The sequence below is a fragment of the Gammaproteobacteria bacterium genome (genome assembly GCA_029862005.1).
Lineage (GTDB): Bacteria > Pseudomonadota > Gammaproteobacteria.
Map to the genome: position 1 here is coordinate 23,554 of JAOTYD010000006.1, position 18,674 is coordinate 42,227.

Below are 18,674 nucleotides of genomic sequence, written 5' to 3' on the forward strand. Positions count from 1 at the left end.
GCCAGTTTTTTGACGACGCTGAAATTTAGTGTTGATTTTAGACCAGAATGACAATATACCGGCGCAAAAAATCGTAGTTTCTAGATTAATAATTTCAATTGGTAATGGATTGAATTATTTGGGGTACGAGTCATTACTGAGGTAGGCACGAGACGCTTTGGATGCGTTTCGAATACGTTTCTGCTGCAGAATAACGGCCTCTTTGAACAGGTTCAGCTTGTCGACAACCTGTTGATTCAGGCTTTGCAGGTGTTGTGCCCTGATCACGTCGACCTGTGCAATTGAATCCGCAAATGCCTGTTCTATAAGAATTTTTCGCTTCTTCTCGAGTTCATCGACGCGCTCGAATTCGCCATCTTCGAGTATCTCGAGAATTTCGTCCGTCAGCGCAATCGCTGCGCCCAGGGCTTTCTGCTGGTTCATTTTCTGTACCAATTGCTTAGGCACCGGTTTCCCTGGCCTGCTCGGGTATTTGCTCCCAGGCGGACTTGATTGTCAGCAAAAGATCGCTTATTTCATTGAGCCTGGCTATATCGTCGCTGACGTTGGCCTCGGTTAACGCGATAATCATGTACTGATAAAGATCTGACAGGTTCTGTGACAGCTCCCCTTCCTGCGAGTGGTCGAGGCACCCTTCAAGCCCGCCAATGATCGAAATCGCCTTGCCGATAAACTCGCCTTTTTGCGCGGTATCCTTGTGTTTTACGGCACCTTTGGCCTGCGCTATGCGCTCCAGAGCACCGTTCATCAGGCGCAGAATCAGCTCGTGGGGATCCGCATAAGTGATCGAGCTATTGTCTGCGGACTGGTATTGGTTAACGGCTTTAATTGCAACATTTGTCATTATATTTCTGGCTCCATGGCTTGTAACTATTAAGGGTTATCGTCTCTAACCCCATTTTCTTTAATTAAGAATCTCTATCAGTCGTTATTGTTGATCGAATTCGGCTTCGGCAGGTTCGCGAGCTGTTGTGTCAGGAAGTTGCTGGTCTGGTTGAACTGCGCAATCAGGGCGTCGAGTGCTGAAAACTGCCGTATCAGACGCGCTTCTAGCGCCAGTATCCTGTCCTCAAGCCTGATTCGATCATCTTCGATGTCTTCCAGGCTTTCGTTCAAGCCGGCTTCGCGACCGGCAATCGTGCCATCTGCCTTGAGAAAATTCTCCAGCAGGTCATCGAGCTTGCCTGCCAACCCCTTGGTCAGGGAAACGGTGCCACGATTGCCAAAACCACCTGTCAGAATTTCAACGGAGAGCCCCTTGCTCGGGCCGGAATCGCTGGTCACGATTTGTCCATTTACGGTTGCGCTTGCACCGTCTATCGTCGCCGCAATGCCGGTGTCGGTACCATCAACTCCAGTAGCTACCGCAAGTCCAAAGTCCGCGAAAGTGTTGGGGTCGACGTTGGTGATTTCGACCGTCGATGACGGTCCACTGCTGTCCGAGGTGATCACGTAGCGATCGTCAGTCGCGTCATAGGTTACCGTAACCGAGATGCCACCCGACAACCTGCTGTTAATCCTGTTCTGCATCATGGTTGCGAACGCGGCCTCGTCAGCATAGGTACCACCGCTCAAATTGAAGTTTCCGGTGTCGTCCCCATCAACCGTCAATCTGATTCGATTGTTGCCACCATTGACCGTCAGGCTGTTGACCGGGCCGGCCCCGATTAAATACCCCTGGGTAAACACCTGGGTCAGGTTGATCGCATAGTCCCCCGGCTGGGTATCCGACGTCGACGACACGTAACCGATACCGGGATCCGTCGTCTTTCCCTGCAGCGTAAACAGCGCCTCCACCTCGGCACCATAATCCAGCAGCGCATCCTTCAGCTTGGTCGAATCGACGTCCAGCGTACCGCCGGAGTTGGTGGTAATTCCGATGTCAACCAGTGATTTGATGTTACCCTCCAGCCCGGAAATACTGCCGAACAGGATACTGCGAATCTGGCTACTGATGCCACGTACGGTAAAATCACCAATCAGGGCGCTGCCGGTAGCGGTCTCGGCATCGTAGGCGGTGAGCTCCTTTATATTTTTTGCCAACTCATTGTAGGCCTCTACGAACGCGTTTATCGAAGCGGTTACTTCGGCCCTATCCTCATTGATATCGATAGTGACAATATTGCCGACATCCGCTTTCAGCAAGTCGAGCGTGACGCCATTAATCGCGCCGGTTATCGAATTTGTCTCACGGGTAATATCAAGACCATTGATCGTCAGCGTCGCATCCTGGGCAGCGACGGTTTGCGACAGGCTTACCTGGGCCGAGGCATTGAACGCCAGTTGCGACAATCCCAGATCATCGTTGTCGTTGCCGTCACCATCGCCAGTCACGGTCAGCTCCATGCTATTGGCAGCACCGGTATTTTCAGAGGTGAGTACCAGGCGGTAGCCATTAACTCCATCGTCAATAATCGACGCCTGTACACCCAAATCATTGTCGTTAATGTAATCTCTCAGTCCGCTAACGGTGTCATTGCCATTGGTAGCATTGACCTCGATAACCTGGGCTGGTTTGCTCAGGTCCGGGGTAAAGGAATAAGGCCCCGTGGTGGTGGTGCCGAACTGGATTGTCAGCGTGCCGCTGCCGATGACGTCATCGACCGTGGCGAACGCGGTAGCGGCATTGCTGGCCAGCGATTGCGACTTGGCCAGTGCGGTTACCTCGACCGAGTAACTGCCGATATCGGCAAAACTTTCGACCGAAGAGGAAAATACCGAGCTATCGGAGGCGGTAATTGCCTTCGCATTAAACGCCGTTGACGATTGCAGCCCACCGAGGCTGCTCTGAAACTGTGCCAGCGAACTGCGCAACAGTCCAAAAGCCGACAGCTCGGTCGTCAGGGTTTGTTGCTTCAGGTTGAGGCGATTTTCGACGGGCGCGCGCTCGGCTTCGATCAGTCCCGAAACCAGCGTTCCGAGATCCAGCCCGGAACCGACACCCAGTGAAGTAATTGCCGCCATATGTTGCTACCTACATCACAAATTTTACAATCCAGGACCAGGTTTTGAGGCTGGTCCCTTAATCAGAAAATGAGAAGGGACAGTATCAACTCCCCCTTCTCATGTATGCCTTAAATATTTACAGCAAGAAACAGACCAGATTTACTAGGTACTATCGGAAAACAGTAATCCCTGCCCTATTTCACTTTGACTCACTGCATCTTCCTGAAATTCACGAAGCTGCGACGCGATTGCCAGTACTTCCTCAGTCGGAATCTGTCGAATTAATTCTCCACTTTCCGTATCAACGACCCGAATTACGTATTTACCGCTGCCCTCATCCATGTTGAACGACAAATCCCGCTGTACACTTTGTACGATCTCGTTGATCTCGCTAACCGCCTGGCGAACCTCGGCGGTATTTGCAGCCTGTGGCGGTTGTTCTTTACCGTTAATCGGCAAAGCCTGGCCACCATTATCTGGCAAACTGGCTACGTCAGTCGTCGCGACCTGCCGTGAGTTCGTAGCTGCGCCGCTCAATCCCCTGAGTGACGCTATGCTTGAAATCTCGTTAGCCATGTTAATTCTCCGCTTTAAGAGATGACTGGCATGAGATCATGCCAGTCACTCATTCACCTGATTACTGAAGTAAAGCCAGGACGTTCTGCGGTAAGGCATTGGCTTGCGACAGAATCGCAATACCGGCCTGCTGCAGGATCTGGCTCCGCGTCAGCTCGGCGGTCTCAGCCGCGAAGTCCGCATCACGGATCCGTGAACGCGCTGCCGACAGGTTCTCGGAAGTCACGCTCAGGTTGGAGATGGTAGACTCGAAACGGGTCTGTACCGCACCCAGTTCTGCACGAAGACCACTCACCTGCTGTAAAGCAAAGTCAAGCGTCAGCAAAGCCTTATTTGCGTTAGCACCGGTCAAAACATCGGTATTAGTAAGCTGTTGATCTATCTGAGCAGCAGTACTAAACGTCACAGCAGTACCTGCTCCACTACCATCATCATCAAGTGTTGCAAACGTGCCAGCAGCGGAAAATGCACCTTCTGAGACTGCGCCTGCTAAAATAATGCCTGAGTGATAAACTTCATCACCCCCAAAGGTACCTGTGCCTTCAACAATTGTTATATCTGAACCATCTGTATTACTCAGAATAACACCGCCACCACCATCAACAACGGCGGTTACACCCGTTTGGTTTGATAACGAGTTTAGTGTTGCTGCATCGGTTGCATCCACACCTGTCAAAGTAACTTGCACACCATTGACAGTTACAGTACCTAGACCAACGGCAAGAGCACCAGTAGCAGTTGTAGTTGCCTTAAGCGCCTGCACACCTGAATTAGCACTTACTGCATTAATTGCTGATACAACATCATTAATGGTTGTTGCAGTGGTTAAATCAATACTTGTCCCGTTAATTATATGATCAGTTGCTGCAACAGCCAGTGCTAAATTTGTTTCAGTGATCGAGGTAGTTGTCAAAACACGTGCGCCTAACTGAGAAGTCCGTGAATCAACACCATCAACCTGGATTGTTTGGTTCTGGTTAGCGCCAACCTGGAAGGTCAGTGTCGACAATGTGCCATCGAGGATGTTCTGACCGTTGAACTGGGTTGCATTCGCGATTCGATTCACCTCCGCGATCAGCTGACCCACCTCATTATTCAGTGCCTGACGGTCTGCCGACGAGTTAGTATCGTTGATCGACTGGACTGCCAGTTCGCGAATACGCTGCAGCGAGTCACCGGTAGTACTCAAAGCACCTTCCGCAGTTTGCGCAAACGAAACACCATCGTTGGCATTTCTGATTGCTTGATTCAAACCCCGAATCTGGGTAGTGAAGCGTTCTGAAATCGCAAGACCTGCTGCATCATCTTTTGCACTGTTGATGCGCAGACCTGTTGACAAACGCTGTAGCGAAGTAGCCAGGCTACTCTGCGAACCGTTCAGGTTCCGCTGCGCCGTTAACGACGCAATGTTTGTGTTAATAATCTGAGGCATTTTTTCTCTCCTAAGTCACGCTTCAACAAGCGCCAAATTTAAGTTACGGACAATCCGAGAGCTATATGGATTAACCGCTCAAGGGCTTTAGCGGCCAAAAGAGAATAAACTTTAAGAAATTTTTGGTTATTTGAGGAAGTTAAACAGCGAGGAACTGGTAATCCTTGCAAACACGGCCTGCGCGGCGTCGAGCGTGGTCTGTTCGAGGGTTAGCTGGCTGATCGCCTCGGCGAGGTCGGTATCGCGCAGGGTACTCAGCATGGATCGCGTGACAAAAACCTGCGCCTCGTTATCTTCGCGCTGGGCTTCGAGGGCATTGAGCCTGCCCCCAATGCGGGTACGGGCATTGAGAGAATTTTCGAACGCGCTATCGAGATCGGCCAGCGACTGACCGATATTGGCAGCCCTGGCGTCGGCGGTCGGAGCGGATTTCAACGTCTCTGACAGGCTCGCGACAATTGAAAAGACATCCTGGAATTGCCCGGCACTGACGGTAAACACGTCACCCGCGGCAGGCGCACCGGTAATCGAGGTCCTGATTCCCTGGAAGTTAATGTCCTGACCGTCGGTATAGGTAGCGCCGGTGACGATGTTAACGGCAGCGGTGACATCGAAGACATCATAAACGCCCGGTGCGGTAAAGCGGATTTCGTAATCACCGGGTACGTAAAGCGAATTATCGACGACGCTGGCCGGTGCGATAATGCCGGTTCCAAGGTTCGCGGGGTCCGGAATTTCGCGCAGTGCGTTGGCAGAAGTTACTTCCATAAAGATTTCACGCCCGGGTATATCGACCGGAAGCTGCCGATTCTGACTGATCTGAACCGACCGGACACCGTCATCGCCATTGAAATTTACGAAATCTCTAGATCCGATCACCGCTTTCGTAAATGGGGCACTGTCGTTCTGATATCCCGCAAAAAGGTAATCGCCGTTACTGTCGATCGTATTTGCCAACGACAGCAGCTCGTTAAGGCGCTCGTCGATCTCTGCCGCAATGGCGTTTCGTGACGTCTGATCAAGCGGTGCATTGTTGGCCTGGATCGCCAGCTCACGCACCCGGATCAGCAGGTTGTCAAAATTTGCCAGCACCGCATCCTGCTGGTTCAGGCGCTGCTCCGCAAGATTGATGTTTGACTGGTACTGCAGGTTCAGCGAAACGGTCTGCTCCAGCTCGAGCACCTTCGATGCGGCGGCCGGATCGTCAGATGGTTTGCTCAGGCGAATCCCGGTCGAGATCTGCTGCTGTAGCTTGGCCAGCTTCACCTGCTGTTGCTGAAAGGCTTCCAGGCCCTGGGTATATATTTGTCGTGTTGAAATTCTCATGCTTATCTTACGCTATCCAGCAGTGTTTCAAAGATAACCTGGGCGGTACTGATAAGACGGGCCGTTGCTTCGTAGGCCTGTTGATAACGCACCAGGTCAGCAGCTTCTTCGTCCAAATTGACCGAAGCTTTAGAAGCTTGTCGATCGACCGCCTGGAAAAGCAGTGCCTGCTGGGCATCCCGTTCCAGGTTTGCGGCAAGCGTCTGAGAACCGACGAAACCAACCAGCGAGCCGTAGGTTTCCTGAAAACTGGCAATGCCACCATCGAAAACACCGGCATTCTGCAGGTTGGCGAGGTTTAGCGCATTGCGATTGTCGCCGCTACCGCCCAGGTTGGCTTCAACCGTAAAGATATCGCCCGCCTGGGGGGCACCGTTCAGGCTGACCTGCCAGCCATTCGAATCGATCACCATGTTGTTGCTGAACGGAATCGCCGCGCCGGCCACGTAAGGCACTCCGGCGACAACGACGTCGGCATCGGCACGCAGCGTGGTCGGCGGATTATCGAACGTCAGCGTGACGGTATTAAGCAGGTTGGCATTGGTAACATCGGTAACGATACCGGGGCTGATGTCAGCACTGCCGAGGTTGTTCAGTGATGCACTGCTGCGAATCGGCAGCGCCGCGGCAATGGCAGTGGGATCGGTGGTAATCACCTGCAGGCTCCCGGCGCCGGCCAGGGTTGGCTTGATCGTAAACCGGTCACCCGCAACCGCCGTGGCGCCGTTAATTGTCAACGTTATTCCCTCGAAAACCAGCGTAGCCGGGGCGCCGTTGGCAACGCTGGCACTGCTGCCACTATCCGAGGTCAGGGTCCAGTTCACACCATCGAAGGCGAGTTGATAGTCGTCCGTGGTCAGGGCACTAACGTCGCTGACGACGGTTGATACCGTTGGCGTTCCCGCATTCGTCGAATAGGCGATGGATTGCGGCGCCGTGTAGCTGAAAAAGTCCTGCCCGAGATTACCATTCAAATCCATACCGTCGCGCATCTGCGCATTAAAGGTTTCGGCAAGCCCGATCGCGGTGCGACCCAGGGCGTTGAAGGTCGGGTCAAGCACACCGTCACGGAAATCAAGCAGACCCCCGAGCTCGCCACCGGACAGGTTGGCGCTGATATCGTAAACCGTAATCAACCCGTTATAGGCGATCACGTCGCGGGTCGGGTCGCTGACGTCGGGCTGCGTACTCAGGGAAAAACTGGTGACCCCGTTAAGCATGGTTTGACCGTTACCGAGAAATATAGACAGGTTATTTTCGCGCTCGTCGACCACGGTAATATTGACCTTCTCGGAAAGTTCGTTCAGCAGTGCATCTCGCCGATCAAGCAGGTCCGCGGCCTGTTGCGTCGAAGCAGCTGAAGGCGCTAAATCATTAAGGCTGACGTTGATATCTCGAATCCGGGTAACCAGCGAATTGATTTCGTCAACGACATTACGAATTTCACCTGTCGTGTTGCGTTCGAGTTCCTCGAAGCGGTTGTTGATACTCTGAAACCGGCCAGCCAGGGTTTGCGCCGTGTTGATCAGGGCATAACGTGCCGTACTCGAGGCCGGGTCATCGGCAATATCCTGTACCGACTCGAAAAAATCATGCAGTATCGGGCTGATACCCCCGTTGGGATCAGCCAGTACATCGTCGACACGCGAGGCCAGCTCGCTAAACTGGGCCACGCGTGCATAAGCCGACGTCGTGTCGCGTACCTCGCGCGTCAGGAATTGATCGTAGGCGCGGCTAATCCCCTCGATCTGCACCCCGTTACCGTAGAAATTACCGCCAAAAAATGACGGATTGTTGGTGCCGAACTCGACGGTTTGACGGCTATAGCCCGGCGTATTGACATTGGCAATGTTGTGGCTCGTGGTGTTGAGCGCTCGCTGAAACGACAGTAAACCGCTCACCGCGGTATTGAGAATATCAGGCATGGTCCTTCACCTCCGCGTTGAGTCTGGCGAGCGATCGTTGCATTACCTCGCCATTGAGAATGTTCAGTACCTTGTCAGCATATTGCGGGTCGGTCGCGTACCCGGCTTTGTGGATCTCGCGGATGTAGGCCTGATCGTCGCCCGCCTGCTCTAGTGCCTGGCGGTAACGGGGATTGGTACGGATAAATTCAACGTAATCAGCAAAGCTTTGCGCGGGCGAGGCGTAAACCCGGAAGCTCGATACCTGGTTTTGCAGGACGCCATCCCGGAACTCCAGCGATGCCTTTTGTAACGAACTTCCCTGCCATTCGGGCCCTGCCTTGATGCCAAAAAGGTTGTTGCTGCTGCCGCCGTCGGCCAGCTTCATCGCGTACTTGCCCCAGCCTGTCTCCAGTGCCGACTGCGCAATTAACAATCGGGCGCTGACGCCCAGGGTATCGGCGGCAAGCTGTGCCTGCGGTAGAATATCGGCAATATAATTATCCGGATTCTGCCAACGACTGTTGGCTCGCTCGATACGTGAGACCTCGGCGAAATCATCATTCACTACCCTGCTGGTGCGTACGGTTGATGTTTCAGTCGCGGTCTCGATGGGTGCCCTGGCCGGATTGACATTCGCATCCAGGACAACTGGCGTCTTCTCCACTGCCGTATCTGGATCCAGCGACACGGCCGTCACCCTGGGTAGATCCAGGTCGAGAACAGTCGCGGTCTTGGCCGGTTCTGTCCCGTCAGCCGGTATATTTTCGTTGCCTGGCATATTTTGCAGAATCAATTTAGCAACACCGAGACCACCCTGTTTGGCGATACTTTGTGCCAGCTGTTTGTCGTACATTTCCTGGTAAAAATCCATGTAAGAGCTGTCCTGGGACGTATCGAGGTTCGCTGCCGAGCGCATCGCTGCCAGCATCTGCTGCACGAACAAACCCTCGAATTGCTGTGCGACCGCCTGCCCGGCGTCATCAGAATTGTTGCGAGCACGCAGTTTCATATCACCAAACTGCTGAAAATTAAGGAAGAATTCCGCCTTGCTGGGAATCGACATGAACGTTTCCGCCTATATTACGATCAGCTCGGCGCTCAATGCCCCAACCTGTTTAAGCGATTCCAGGATCGCAACCAGGTCACCCGGCGAAGCACCCACCTGATTTACGGCACGCACGATTTCGCTCAGGGTCACACCCCTGGGAAAGCGGAACATGCGGCTATCCTCGGCGGTAACCTCGATGTCGGACTGCACATTTTCAGTCGTGGTGCCGCCACTGAACGGACCCGGTTGTTCAACGTCTACCGTGTTGGTAATCGTTACAGACAGGTTGCCGTGCGACACCGCGGCCGAGTAAACCTTGACGTGATTTCCGATGACAACCGTCCCCGAGCGCGAATTGATAATCACCTTGGCTGGCCCCTCACCCGGCTGAAATTCGAGGTTTTCGATGAAGGACATGAAGCCAACGCGTTGCGAGACATCCCTGGGCGCGTTAATCGTGATTTCAACGCTATCCTTGGCGCGCGCATTGTTGGGTCCGAGAATCTGGTTAATGGTATCGGCAAGACGCTTGGCGGTCGTAAAGTCCGGGCGTTTCAAATGCAGGGTGAGTTTTTCACTCGATGCAAATGGATTCCTGATTTCACGTTCGATGCTGCCACCGCCGGGGATTCGACCCACGCTCGGTACGTTAATCGTTATCGAGGACCCATCGGCACCCTCAACACCGAGGCCACCGACGATCAGGTTGCCCTGGGCGAGCGCATAGATATTGCCATCGGCACCTTTCAGCGGCGTCATCAACAAGCTGCCGCCGCGCAAACTCTTGGCGTTACCCAGCGATGACACGGTGACATCGATGGTTTGACCAATTTTTGCAAATGCCGGCAAATCCGCGTGCACCGACACCGCCGCAACGTTCTTCACCTTAGGATTCACATCGGGCGGCAAGACAATCCCGTACTGCGACAGGAAGTTTTTCAAACTCTGTACCGTGAACGGGGCCTGTGAAGTCTGGTCTCCCGACCCATCGAGACCCACGACCAGGCCATAGCCAACTAGCTGGTTATCTCGAACGCCCTTGATCGAAGTGACGTCCTTGATGCGCTCGGCCCAGGCGTTTTCTAAAAAACCTATAAATATCAGTAAGATAAATAACCTTGCAAGCTTCATATCAAACTCCTAGAGTGGGAATACCGGGCTGTCGAAAAAGCGTGACAACCAGCCCCTGGTATTAGATTCGGCAATGACGCCACCCCCACCGTAGTAAATACGCGAGTTCGCCACCTTGCTAGAAACCACGATATTGTCGGTGCTGACGTCTTGCGGGCGCACGATACCCGAGATGCGGATGAATTCTGATCCCTGGTTCAAGCCTATAATTTTTTCGCCGCGCACCAGCAGGTTGCCATTGGGCAGTACATCGACCACGGTAACCGCGATCTCACCGCGCAAGCTGTTACTCTGGGCACTATCCCCACTGCCGGAAAATGCCCGTTCCGTGTCGATTTGATTGGTCAATGCCAGGTTGCCATCAATGGTAGGCCCGGTGCTGCCGAAGATCGCAGACGCGCTGATATCGATTTCGTCATCCTTGTCGGTACTGGTTTCCGCCGACTTGGAGGCATTGGTTGACTCCATCAGGGTCACGCTGAGCACATCACCAATGCGAAACGCTTTATTGTCTTCGAATAGTCGAACAGAACGTCCCGACTGGAAAATAGAACCGTTTTCCAGGGGCTTGAATTCGATTGAATTCAGATCCACCGGCGCGTACTGCGGATCAGGCTGAACCACTATCCTGGTCTGTGCGCAACCCGCTGCGAGGCTAATTAGTAATAGTGAGTATACTAATCTGGCTATACGGCTCATCGCGTCACCTAGGTGTTGTTGTTGAGGTATTGCAGCATGCCATCGGCGGTCGCAATCAACTTCGAATTCATTTCATAGGCGCGCTGGGTTTCGATCATGGAAACCATCTCCTCGACAATATTGACATTCGATCCCTCCAGTGAACCCTGTCGCAATCTACCCAGTCCACTTTCTCCGGGTGTTCCCTCTTGTGGAGATCCACTGGACGCCGATTCAATATAGAGATTCTCGCCGATAGGTTGCAGGCCGGTCGGATTGATGAAATTGGCAATCTGGATGGTACCGATGTTGGTGGGTGAAGCCTGGGTCGGCAGCTGCACGCTGACGATGCCGTCAACACCGATTGTTATCGTCTGGGTATCTTCAGGCAGGCTAATGCCAGGCTGCAAATCATAGCCGCTGGCGGTAACCAATTGCCCCTGGTCGGAGATCATGAAAGTGCCATCACGAGTGTAAGCCTGGGTGCCATCCGGCAGTAAAACCGAGAAAAAACCCTTACCATCGATGGCGACATCCAGCGATTTACCGGTATTTTCGATATTTCCCTGGGTATGGATCTTTTCGGTTGCGACCACCCGGCTACCCGTCCCCAGCATCAAACCCGAGGGTAAACGGGTGTCTTCGGAGGATTGTGCACCGACCTGGCGCAAATTTTGATATAAAAGATCCTCGAATACTGCGCGCGTTTGCTTGAAACCGGTGGTGCTGACATTGGCAAGGTTGTTGGAAATCACCGAAAGGCGCATCTGCTGCGCATCGAGTCCGGTTTTTGCAACCCATAGGGCCTGGTTCATGTTACGTCTCCATCGATTGGTTCTGCTGAAGAACTATGCAGTTACCATGCCAACTCGTTTTTCAGTTGACCGGCAACTTGAATCAAGCGTCTACTTGACTGGCGTCACTTAAATCCTGCTTAAATTCTGTACCCTGATTTTTGACCGAAATCCTAAGGGGGGTGGTATCATGGCAAAGACAAAAAAAGCATCGGTAAAAAAGAAACCAGTCGCTAAAAAGGCTGCCGCGAAAAGCAAACGGCCTTCGATTAAAAAGTCAACTGCCCGCAAGGGCAGCGTAAAAAAGAGGAAAGCCCCGTCAAAAAGTAAAGTTGCCGCAAACACCCGCCAGGCTCTGCTCAAGAAACTGCGGGCCGATTTAAAGGCGACCCGTACCAGTCTTAAAGGTGCGCGATCCGCCGCGAAGGCAGAACTCAAACTCGTCAAGGCGACGGCAAAGGCTGAAATTGACGTCTTGAATGAAAATCTGAAGGCTGCATTAAAAAGGGAACAGGCGCTGTTAAAACTCGGGGAAAAGCGGGCAAAAATGATGCTCGCGGCCGGCCAGCGCTGGGAAAAACAGCAGGTCGCTAAAATCAAGAAACTAACAGCGAAAAAGATAAAGTCTAAATAACGTTAATCCCGGCATCTAGGATAAATGAGCATTAAAGTCGAAGAATTGATGACGAAATCGGTCATCACCGCCCAACCGCATCAAAGCGTCGAGCATGTCCGCCACATGCTTGAGAACAATTCGATCAGTGCCGTACCCGTGGTTGACAGCGACGGCCACCCGATCGGTATCGTGTCGTTAACCGACCTCGTCCATGAACTCAAGCCGGGTGCCCCGATCAGCCAGATTATGACCGAAAAGGTGTATACGGTGCCGCAATATGACGATACCAGCATCGCCGCAAGAGTGATGCGCAATCACAAGATTCACCGGGTGGTGGTGACACACGAACAGAAAGTCGTCGGCATGTTGAGCGCTTTCGATTTACTCAAACTCGTGGAGAGCCACCGCTACGTGGCCAAAAATCCGCCGACACCGTCGTCGAGGCGCAAAGGTAGCAAACGCCGCTAGCGGTCAGCTAAAGGCGCAAGGTTAAGCTTCGTTATTTAATGACGCGGTGAGGCGACGATCTCGTTAAAGAGAGCAGACAAGCAGGGTTTAGATAGGCTCGAGCGGCGGATCCAGCAGGTTGAAAAGGCGTTCCATGTGTTCGATCGCTTCGCGCCCGCTATCGGTGAGTTGTCCTCCCTCGGCGGTGGTAATCAGGCCCTTTTCAAACATGCGTTCGGCCGCCGCGATCACTGCTGGGTCCGGGTTATCGTGCACATTCATCGCCACCGGCCCCCCCATACTGAAACGCCGGAGCAGGTTTAATTCATCGATAAGTTCGGGATCAATATGCATATTCTTCCTCCTCCATCAGGGCCTGGCCATATCCTCGCCTTCCTTATCCGGCAATAGCAGGTCGCCGCGGCTGATACCAAGCGCCAGCGCCGAGGTCGTGGCAACGTAGATCGAGGAATAGGTCCCGACCAGCACCCCGATGATCAGGGCCATGGCAAAGGCGTGTATCGCCTCGCCGCCCAGGAAGAACAGGGATAACAGCACCAGCAAGGTTGTAAACGAGGTCATCAAGGTGCGCGAAATGGTCTGGTTGATGGACGTGTTGACGATTTCGATCGAAGTCCGCTTACGAATCTTACGAAAATTCTCGCGCACCCGATCGAAAACGACGATCGTATCGTTGAGCGAATATCCGATCACCGCTAGCAGTGCCGCCAGCACGCTCAGGTCAAAATCGAGCTGTAATACCGAGAAGATACCCAGGGTAATTAACACGTCGTGCACCAATGCAGCCACCGCGCCGAGCGAAAATCGATATTCGAAGCGCAGCGCGACATAGATCAAAATTGCGATTAGTGCGTAAAGCACTGCCAGTCCGCCGTCCTCAGTGAGTTCTTCACCGACCTGTGGCCCGACAAAATCGACTCGTCGCACGTCGATCGGGGTATCACTGGCGGCCTGCAGCAGACCGATGACCTGCGAGCTAATTTCGGCTTTATCCTTTGCCACATCGGGCACCAGTCGAATCAGGACTTCCTGTGCACTGCCAAAATGCTGCACGATCGCGTCGCCGAAGCCCCCGGTCTCGAGCGCATTGCGGATCGGCTCGAGTTCGACTGCCTGCTGGTAACCCACTTCGATAATACTGCCGCCCGTGAAATCGATGCCCACGTTTAACTTGAACGTAAACAGGCTGATTATCGAAATCAGCAACAACGTGATCGAAACGATCATCGCTGGTTTGCGCAGAGACATGAAATCGAAATTGTTGAATAGTGTCTTGGCCATGATCAAATCGCCAGCCGGGTGACCTGTTTACTACCGTAAATCAGGTTGATCAATGCACGCGTGCCGAAAATTGCGGTAAACATCGAAGATGCAATTCCGATCATAAGCGTCACCGCAAATCCCTGGATCGGCCCGGTGCCGAAACCAAACAAAACTATCGCCGCGATAAAAGTCGTTATGTTGGCGTCGGCTATGGTCCCGAAAGCCTTCTCATAGCCAACGTAGATCGCAGCCTGGGGCGTATTACCCAGGCGGATCTCTTCTCGAATTCTTTCGAAAATCAATACGTTAGCATCAACCGCCATACCCACGGTCAGTACGATCCCGGCTATTCCGGGCAGCGTCAGAGTTGCCTGGAATATCGACAATATCGCCACCATCAATACCAGGTTAAGGCTCAGCGCGACATCGGCAACCAGCCCGAACACCTTGTAATACACGCCCATGAATATCAGTACCAACGTAAAGCCCACGACTACCGACAGGAACCCGCGATCAATATTTTCCTGTCCCAGGCTCGGCCCTACCGTCCGTTCTTCGACGATTACCATGGGCGCCCGCAGTGCGCCGGCACGCAGCAGCAGCGCCAGGTCACGAGCTTCACGGGTACTGTCGAGCCCGGTGATATGGAAACGTTTACTGAGCTGGTCGCGGATCGTGGCAACATTGATAACCTGGGAATCAGTGGTCCTGAAGCGTTGTCTTTCACCGTCGACATCGCGGAATTCAAACTTATCCTCGATGAATACCACCGCCATGGGTTTACCGATATTGTCGCGCGTAACCTTGGCCATGCGATCGGCACCCTTGGCATTCATGGTGATCGTGACGTCCGGCGTACCGCTCTGCTGATCGATACCCGATGCCGCGCCGACTATCTGGTCCCCGGTGACGATGACGGAGCGTTTCAGCAATACCGGGGAACCATCGCTCTGGGTATAAAGCCGGGTTCCGATCGGGGCCTTGCCATTGGCCTGGGCTGCACTCCATTCGGCAAAACTGCCGTGCACGAGTCGAAATTCGAGGGTCGCGGTGGCGCCGAGGATTTCCTTGGCCCTGACGGTATCCTGTACTCCGGGTAGCTGGACCACGACACGTTCCGCGCCCTGCCGTTGTATTACCGGCTCGGCAACACCAAGCTCGTTAACCCGGTTCTTGAGGGTCGATATATTCTGCTCGATGGCAGCCCGCCTCTCCTCGTCGAGCGCGGTTGGGTTAAAACCGATGTCGATAAACCAGCTGCGGTCATCGTTGCTGTCGACAAAAACGAAGTCGCGATACTCGTCCTCCAGCAGCAATCGTGCCGCGTCACGATTTTCCTGGTCGGAAAAACGGACGCTTATTTTTTGCGGGCTGGCCTGTACCCCTTTGTAGCGTATCTTTTCTTCACGCATAAAGCTGCGCAGTTCGTCTCCCGCGCGTTGGAGTGATTTCTCGATCGCGGATTCCATGTCGACTTCCATCAGGAAATGCACGCCACCTCGCAAATCGAGCCCGAGGTACATCGGTAACGCATTTAGCGCAGTGAGCCAGTCTGGTGTGGCGGGTGCCAGGTTGAGGGCGATACTATAGCGCCGATCACTGGCATAGAGTGCGTCACGCACTTGCGACGCTGCCCTGAGTTGTGCTTCCTCGGTGTCGAAGCGAACCAGGATATTGTTGCCATCAAGCTCGATCGATCGATAACCGATAGATTCAGAATCAAGCAGGCTCTTGATATTGTTTAATTCACCTTTATCGACGAGGTTCACCCGGTGGCTAATCTGCAGCGCAGGGTCCTCACCGTAGAGATTGGGTGTGGCGTAGACGGCCCCAATCACAATAATCAGGATCAGGAGAATGTATCTCCATGGAGCATAACGATTGACCATCGTAATTACAGGTTCTTGATCGTGCCCTTGGGCAATACCGAGGTGATCGCATGGCGCTGGACTTTGACCTCGACGTTATCCGAAATTTTACAGGTCAGAAAATTTTCGTCGACATCAGTAATCTTCGCTAAAAGCCCGCCATTGGTAATGACTTCGTCACCCTTACCGAGCGCCTCGACCATCGTCTTGTGCTCCTTGGCTTTTTTCTGCTGGGGACGTATTAACAGGAAGTAGAAAATACCGAACATCAGCAGTAACGGCAGAATCAATTCCAGCGCGCCTCCCGATTGCCCACCGGCACCTTGCGCCATCGCATCACTTATAAAGAAACTCATCTTTAGATCTACCTTTGGTTTGCTATCTTGTGGCCCGGGCCCTACCCGGAGCGGCGCGTATTATGGCACTAGCACGCATATCCCACAAGGCGGAAACGGCAATTTGGGTTTAATCATCCGACCGGTAGCGCTGGTAAAAGTTCTCGCAAAAATGCTCATAGCAATCGTCCTCGATCGCTTTTCGAATCCGGCGCATCAATTCCTGGAAATAATACAGGTTGTGGATGGTGTTGAGTCGAGCGCCCAGAATTTCCCCGCACTTGTCAAGGTGGCGCAAATAGGCACGCGAGTAATGCTGACAGGTATAGCAATCGCAGCCCGCATCCACGGGACCGATATCGTCCGCATATCGACTGTTGCGTATGCGAACGATGCCGTCACGCGTGTACAGGTAACCGGTGCGTGCGTTTCGGGTTGGAATCACGCAATCAAACATGTCAATGCCGCGACGCACCCCCTCGACCAGGTCCTCGGGCTTGCCCACGCCCATCAGGTATCGGGGCTTGTCGACCGGGAGCGCGGGCAATATCTCGTCCAGTACCCGGTTGCGCTCATCGGGCGCCTCACCGACCGACAAGCCCCCGATGGCATAACCATCAAAGCCGATCTCGATCAAATCCAGCGCCGATTCGGTACGCAAATCGGTATAGGTGCCACCCTGCACAATCCCGAACAGTGAATTCGGGTTGTCGCCAAACGCGGCCTTGCTGCGTTCGGCCCAGCGCAGCGATAGTTGCATGGACTCCCGTACCACGTTCTCCGTCGCCGGATATGGCGTGCACTCGTCGAAACACATGACAATATCAGAGCCCAGGTCACTCTGTACCTGCATCGACACCTCGGGGCTGAGAAACACTTTATCACCGTCAACCGGGGATGCGAAGGTGACGCCCTGTTCGGTAATCTTGCGCATCTCGGCGAGGCTGAATACCTGGAACCCGCCCGAATCGGTCAGGATTGGACCCTGCCAGTTCATCAGGTCATGCAGGTCGCCATGCTTTTTAATGATATCCGTTCCCGGCCGCAACATCAGGTGGAAGGTATTGCCGAGGATAATCTGGGTGCCGATATCGATCAGTTCTTCGGGGGTCATGGCCTTGACCGTGCCGTAGGTGCCCACCGGCATGAATGCCGGGGTTTCGACCGCGCCTCGCGTAAAGTCCAGTCGGGCACGACGGGCCAGCCCGTCGGTATTTTCGAGGGTGAATTTCATGCGGTGTCACGCGTTGCTCGTGCACTAATATACATCGCATCCCCGTAGCTGAAGAAGCGATATTGTTGCGCCACGGCGTGCGCATAGGCCTGGCGTATCAACCCGGTGCCGGCGAACGCACTGACCAGCATCAACAACGTCGATTTCGGCAGATGAAAATTGGTCAGCATGGCATCGACAACTCTAAAACAGTAACCGGGCCTGATAAACAGGTTTGACTCGCCCCGCAGGGGTATTAGCTCACCGCTCGCCGCGGCGGCCTCGAGACTGCGCACCACGGTGGTACCCACCGCAATAATACGGCCGCCGCGTTGCCGGGTTTGAGTGATCGCATCGACTACCGCCGCGCTAACCTCAATACGCTCCGAGTGCATGATATGGCTGTCTATATCATCGCCTCTGACCGGCTGAAATGTTCCGGCACCGACATGCAGCGTGATATGAGCGGATTTAATACCCTGCCGCTGCAGGGTATCGAACATTTCGCGGTCAAAATGCAGGCCCGCAGTCGGCGCCGCCACGGCGCCCGGATTTCTGGCAAAAACCGTCTGGTAGCGTTCACGGTCGGTATCATCATCGGTACGTCGTATGTAAGGTGGTAAGGGAACGTGACCGAATTGCTCGAGTAGCTCAAGCCAGGGCCCGTTATCCTGATGCAATATGAACAAGTCGCCATCGCGTGCCTGCACCAGGCATTCAATTTGTTGCTCGAGAACCAGTTGCGTGCCCGGTTTAGGCGCCTTGCTGGCACGTATGTGTGCAAGCAGGATTTCATCGTCAAGTACACGTTCGACCATAACCTCAACCTTGCCACCACTTTGCTTATGCCCAAAAAGGCGGGCCGGAATAACGCGGGTATCGTTAAACACCAGCAGGTCACCGCTTTCAAGCAGTGTTGGAAGATCGGTAAAACGCTTATCCGTCAATTGCCCTCGACCTGGATCAACCAACAGCATGCGCGACCCTCCGCGTTGTCGCAGTGGTGTCTGGGCGATCAGCTGCTCGGGAAGATCGTAATCGAAATCGCTGAGTTGCATGACCAGGGTGCCGAA

At 53.6% G+C, this 18,674-nt stretch carries 19 protein-coding genes; 2 read left to right on the top strand and 17 right to left on the bottom strand.

Annotated features, from left to right (window positions below; genetic code table 11):
* Nucleotides 1-114: 114 nt before the first annotated feature.
* The 11 genes from OES20_05965 to flgG all read right to left on the bottom strand — a co-directional run bounded on the left by OES20_05965 (nt 115) and on the right by flgG (nt 11,859).
* Nucleotides 115-447, bottom strand: a complete 333-nt coding sequence (locus OES20_05965) for a hypothetical protein (GenBank protein ID MDH3634234.1) — start codon at nt 445-447, stop codon at nt 115-117.
* A complete protein-coding gene (gene fliS, locus OES20_05970; GenBank protein ID MDH3634235.1) occupies nt 440-844 on the bottom strand; it encodes a flagellar export chaperone FliS in 405 nt (134 codons plus the stop codon). The genes OES20_05965 and fliS overlap by 8 nt, the downstream gene beginning before the upstream one ends.
* A 77-nt stretch (nt 845-921) precedes the next feature.
* On the bottom strand, nt 922-2,964 hold the full coding sequence (gene fliD / locus OES20_05975) for a flagellar filament capping protein FliD (protein ID MDH3634236.1): 2,043 nt from the start codon (nt 2,962-2,964) through the stop codon (nt 922-924).
* A gap of 144 nt (nt 2,965-3,108) precedes the next feature.
* The gene (locus OES20_05980) at nt 3,109-3,522 is read right to left on the bottom strand and encodes a flagellar protein FlaG (protein MDH3634237.1); all 414 of its coding nucleotides are present in this window, start codon (nt 3,520-3,522) and stop codon (nt 3,109-3,111) included.
* Between the two features lie 61 nt (nt 3,523-3,583).
* Complete coding sequence (locus OES20_05985; protein MDH3634238.1) at nt 3,584-4,954, bottom strand: flagellin; 1,371 nt, start codon at nt 4,952-4,954, stop codon at nt 3,584-3,586.
* Between the two features lie 126 nt (nt 4,955-5,080).
* Nucleotides 5,081-6,280: a flagellar hook-associated protein FlgL gene (flgL, locus tag OES20_05990; GenBank protein MDH3634239.1), complete on the bottom strand. Its 1,200-nt coding sequence runs from the start codon at nt 6,278-6,280 to the stop codon at nt 5,081-5,083.
* 2 nt (nt 6,281-6,282) lie between these two features.
* Nucleotides 6,283-8,205, bottom strand: a complete 1,923-nt coding sequence (flgK, locus tag OES20_05995; protein ID MDH3634240.1) for a flagellar hook-associated protein FlgK — start codon at nt 8,203-8,205, stop codon at nt 6,283-6,285.
* Complete coding sequence (gene flgJ / locus OES20_06000; GenBank protein MDH3634241.1) at nt 8,198-9,250, bottom strand: flagellar assembly peptidoglycan hydrolase FlgJ; 1,053 nt, start codon at nt 9,248-9,250, stop codon at nt 8,198-8,200. The genes flgK and flgJ overlap by 8 nt, the downstream gene beginning before the upstream one ends.
* Before the next feature lie 12 nt (nt 9,251-9,262).
* On the bottom strand, nt 9,263-10,366 hold the full coding sequence (locus tag OES20_06005; protein ID MDH3634242.1) for a flagellar basal body P-ring protein FlgI: 1,104 nt from the start codon (nt 10,364-10,366) through the stop codon (nt 9,263-9,265).
* A gap of 9 nt (nt 10,367-10,375) precedes the next feature.
* Nucleotides 10,376-11,065: a flagellar basal body L-ring protein FlgH gene (flgH, locus tag OES20_06010; protein ID MDH3634243.1), complete on the bottom strand. Its 690-nt coding sequence runs from the start codon at nt 11,063-11,065 to the stop codon at nt 10,376-10,378.
* A gap of 8 nt (nt 11,066-11,073) precedes the next feature.
* Nucleotides 11,074-11,859: a flagellar basal-body rod protein FlgG gene (gene flgG / locus OES20_06015; GenBank protein MDH3634244.1), complete on the bottom strand. Its 786-nt coding sequence runs from the start codon at nt 11,857-11,859 to the stop codon at nt 11,074-11,076.
* Nucleotides 11,860-12,028: 169 nt separating this feature from the next.
* On the opposite strand from flgG, the gene OES20_06020 reads away from it, so the two are divergent.
* The gene (locus OES20_06020; GenBank protein MDH3634245.1) at nt 12,029-12,472 is read left to right on the top strand and encodes a hypothetical protein; all 444 of its coding nucleotides are present in this window, start codon (nt 12,029-12,031) and stop codon (nt 12,470-12,472) included.
* A gap of 24 nt (nt 12,473-12,496) precedes the next feature.
* Nucleotides 12,497-12,922, top strand: a complete 426-nt coding sequence (locus tag OES20_06025) for a CBS domain-containing protein (protein ID MDH3634246.1) — start codon at nt 12,497-12,499, stop codon at nt 12,920-12,922.
* 87 nt (nt 12,923-13,009) lie between these two features.
* Here the strand turns inward: OES20_06025 and OES20_06030 are convergent, their stop codons facing one another.
* The 6 genes from OES20_06030 to queA all read right to left on the bottom strand — a co-directional run bounded on the left by OES20_06030 (nt 13,010) and on the right by queA (nt 18,659).
* Nucleotides 13,010-13,255 carry a TIGR02647 family protein gene (locus tag OES20_06030; protein MDH3634247.1) on the bottom strand — a complete coding sequence of 82 codons (246 nt, stop codon included), beginning with the start codon at nt 13,253-13,255 and terminating at the stop codon, nt 13,010-13,012.
* Between the two features lie 15 nt (nt 13,256-13,270).
* Nucleotides 13,271-14,203, bottom strand: a complete 933-nt coding sequence (secF, locus tag OES20_06035; GenBank protein ID MDH3634248.1) for a protein translocase subunit SecF — start codon at nt 14,201-14,203, stop codon at nt 13,271-13,273.
* Nucleotides 14,204-14,205: 2 nt separating this feature from the next.
* On the bottom strand, nt 14,206-16,074 hold the full coding sequence (secD, locus tag OES20_06040; GenBank protein ID MDH3634249.1) for a protein translocase subunit SecD: 1,869 nt from the start codon (nt 16,072-16,074) through the stop codon (nt 14,206-14,208).
* Nucleotides 16,075-16,079: 5 nt separating this feature from the next.
* Nucleotides 16,080-16,409, bottom strand: a complete 330-nt coding sequence (gene yajC, locus OES20_06045) for a preprotein translocase subunit YajC (GenBank protein ID MDH3634250.1) — start codon at nt 16,407-16,409, stop codon at nt 16,080-16,082.
* Nucleotides 16,410-16,518: 109 nt separating this feature from the next.
* Nucleotides 16,519-17,622 (bottom strand): tRNA guanosine(34) transglycosylase Tgt, encoded by a 1,104-nt coding sequence (tgt, locus tag OES20_06050; protein MDH3634251.1) that lies wholly within the window; start codon nt 17,620-17,622, stop codon nt 16,519-16,521.
* Entirely contained in the window at nt 17,619-18,659 is a 1,041-nt protein-coding gene (gene queA, locus OES20_06055; protein MDH3634252.1) for a tRNA preQ1(34) S-adenosylmethionine ribosyltransferase-isomerase QueA, read from the bottom strand. Before queA ends, tgt begins: the two co-directional genes overlap by 4 nt.
* Nucleotides 18,660-18,674: the final 15 nt, after the last annotated feature.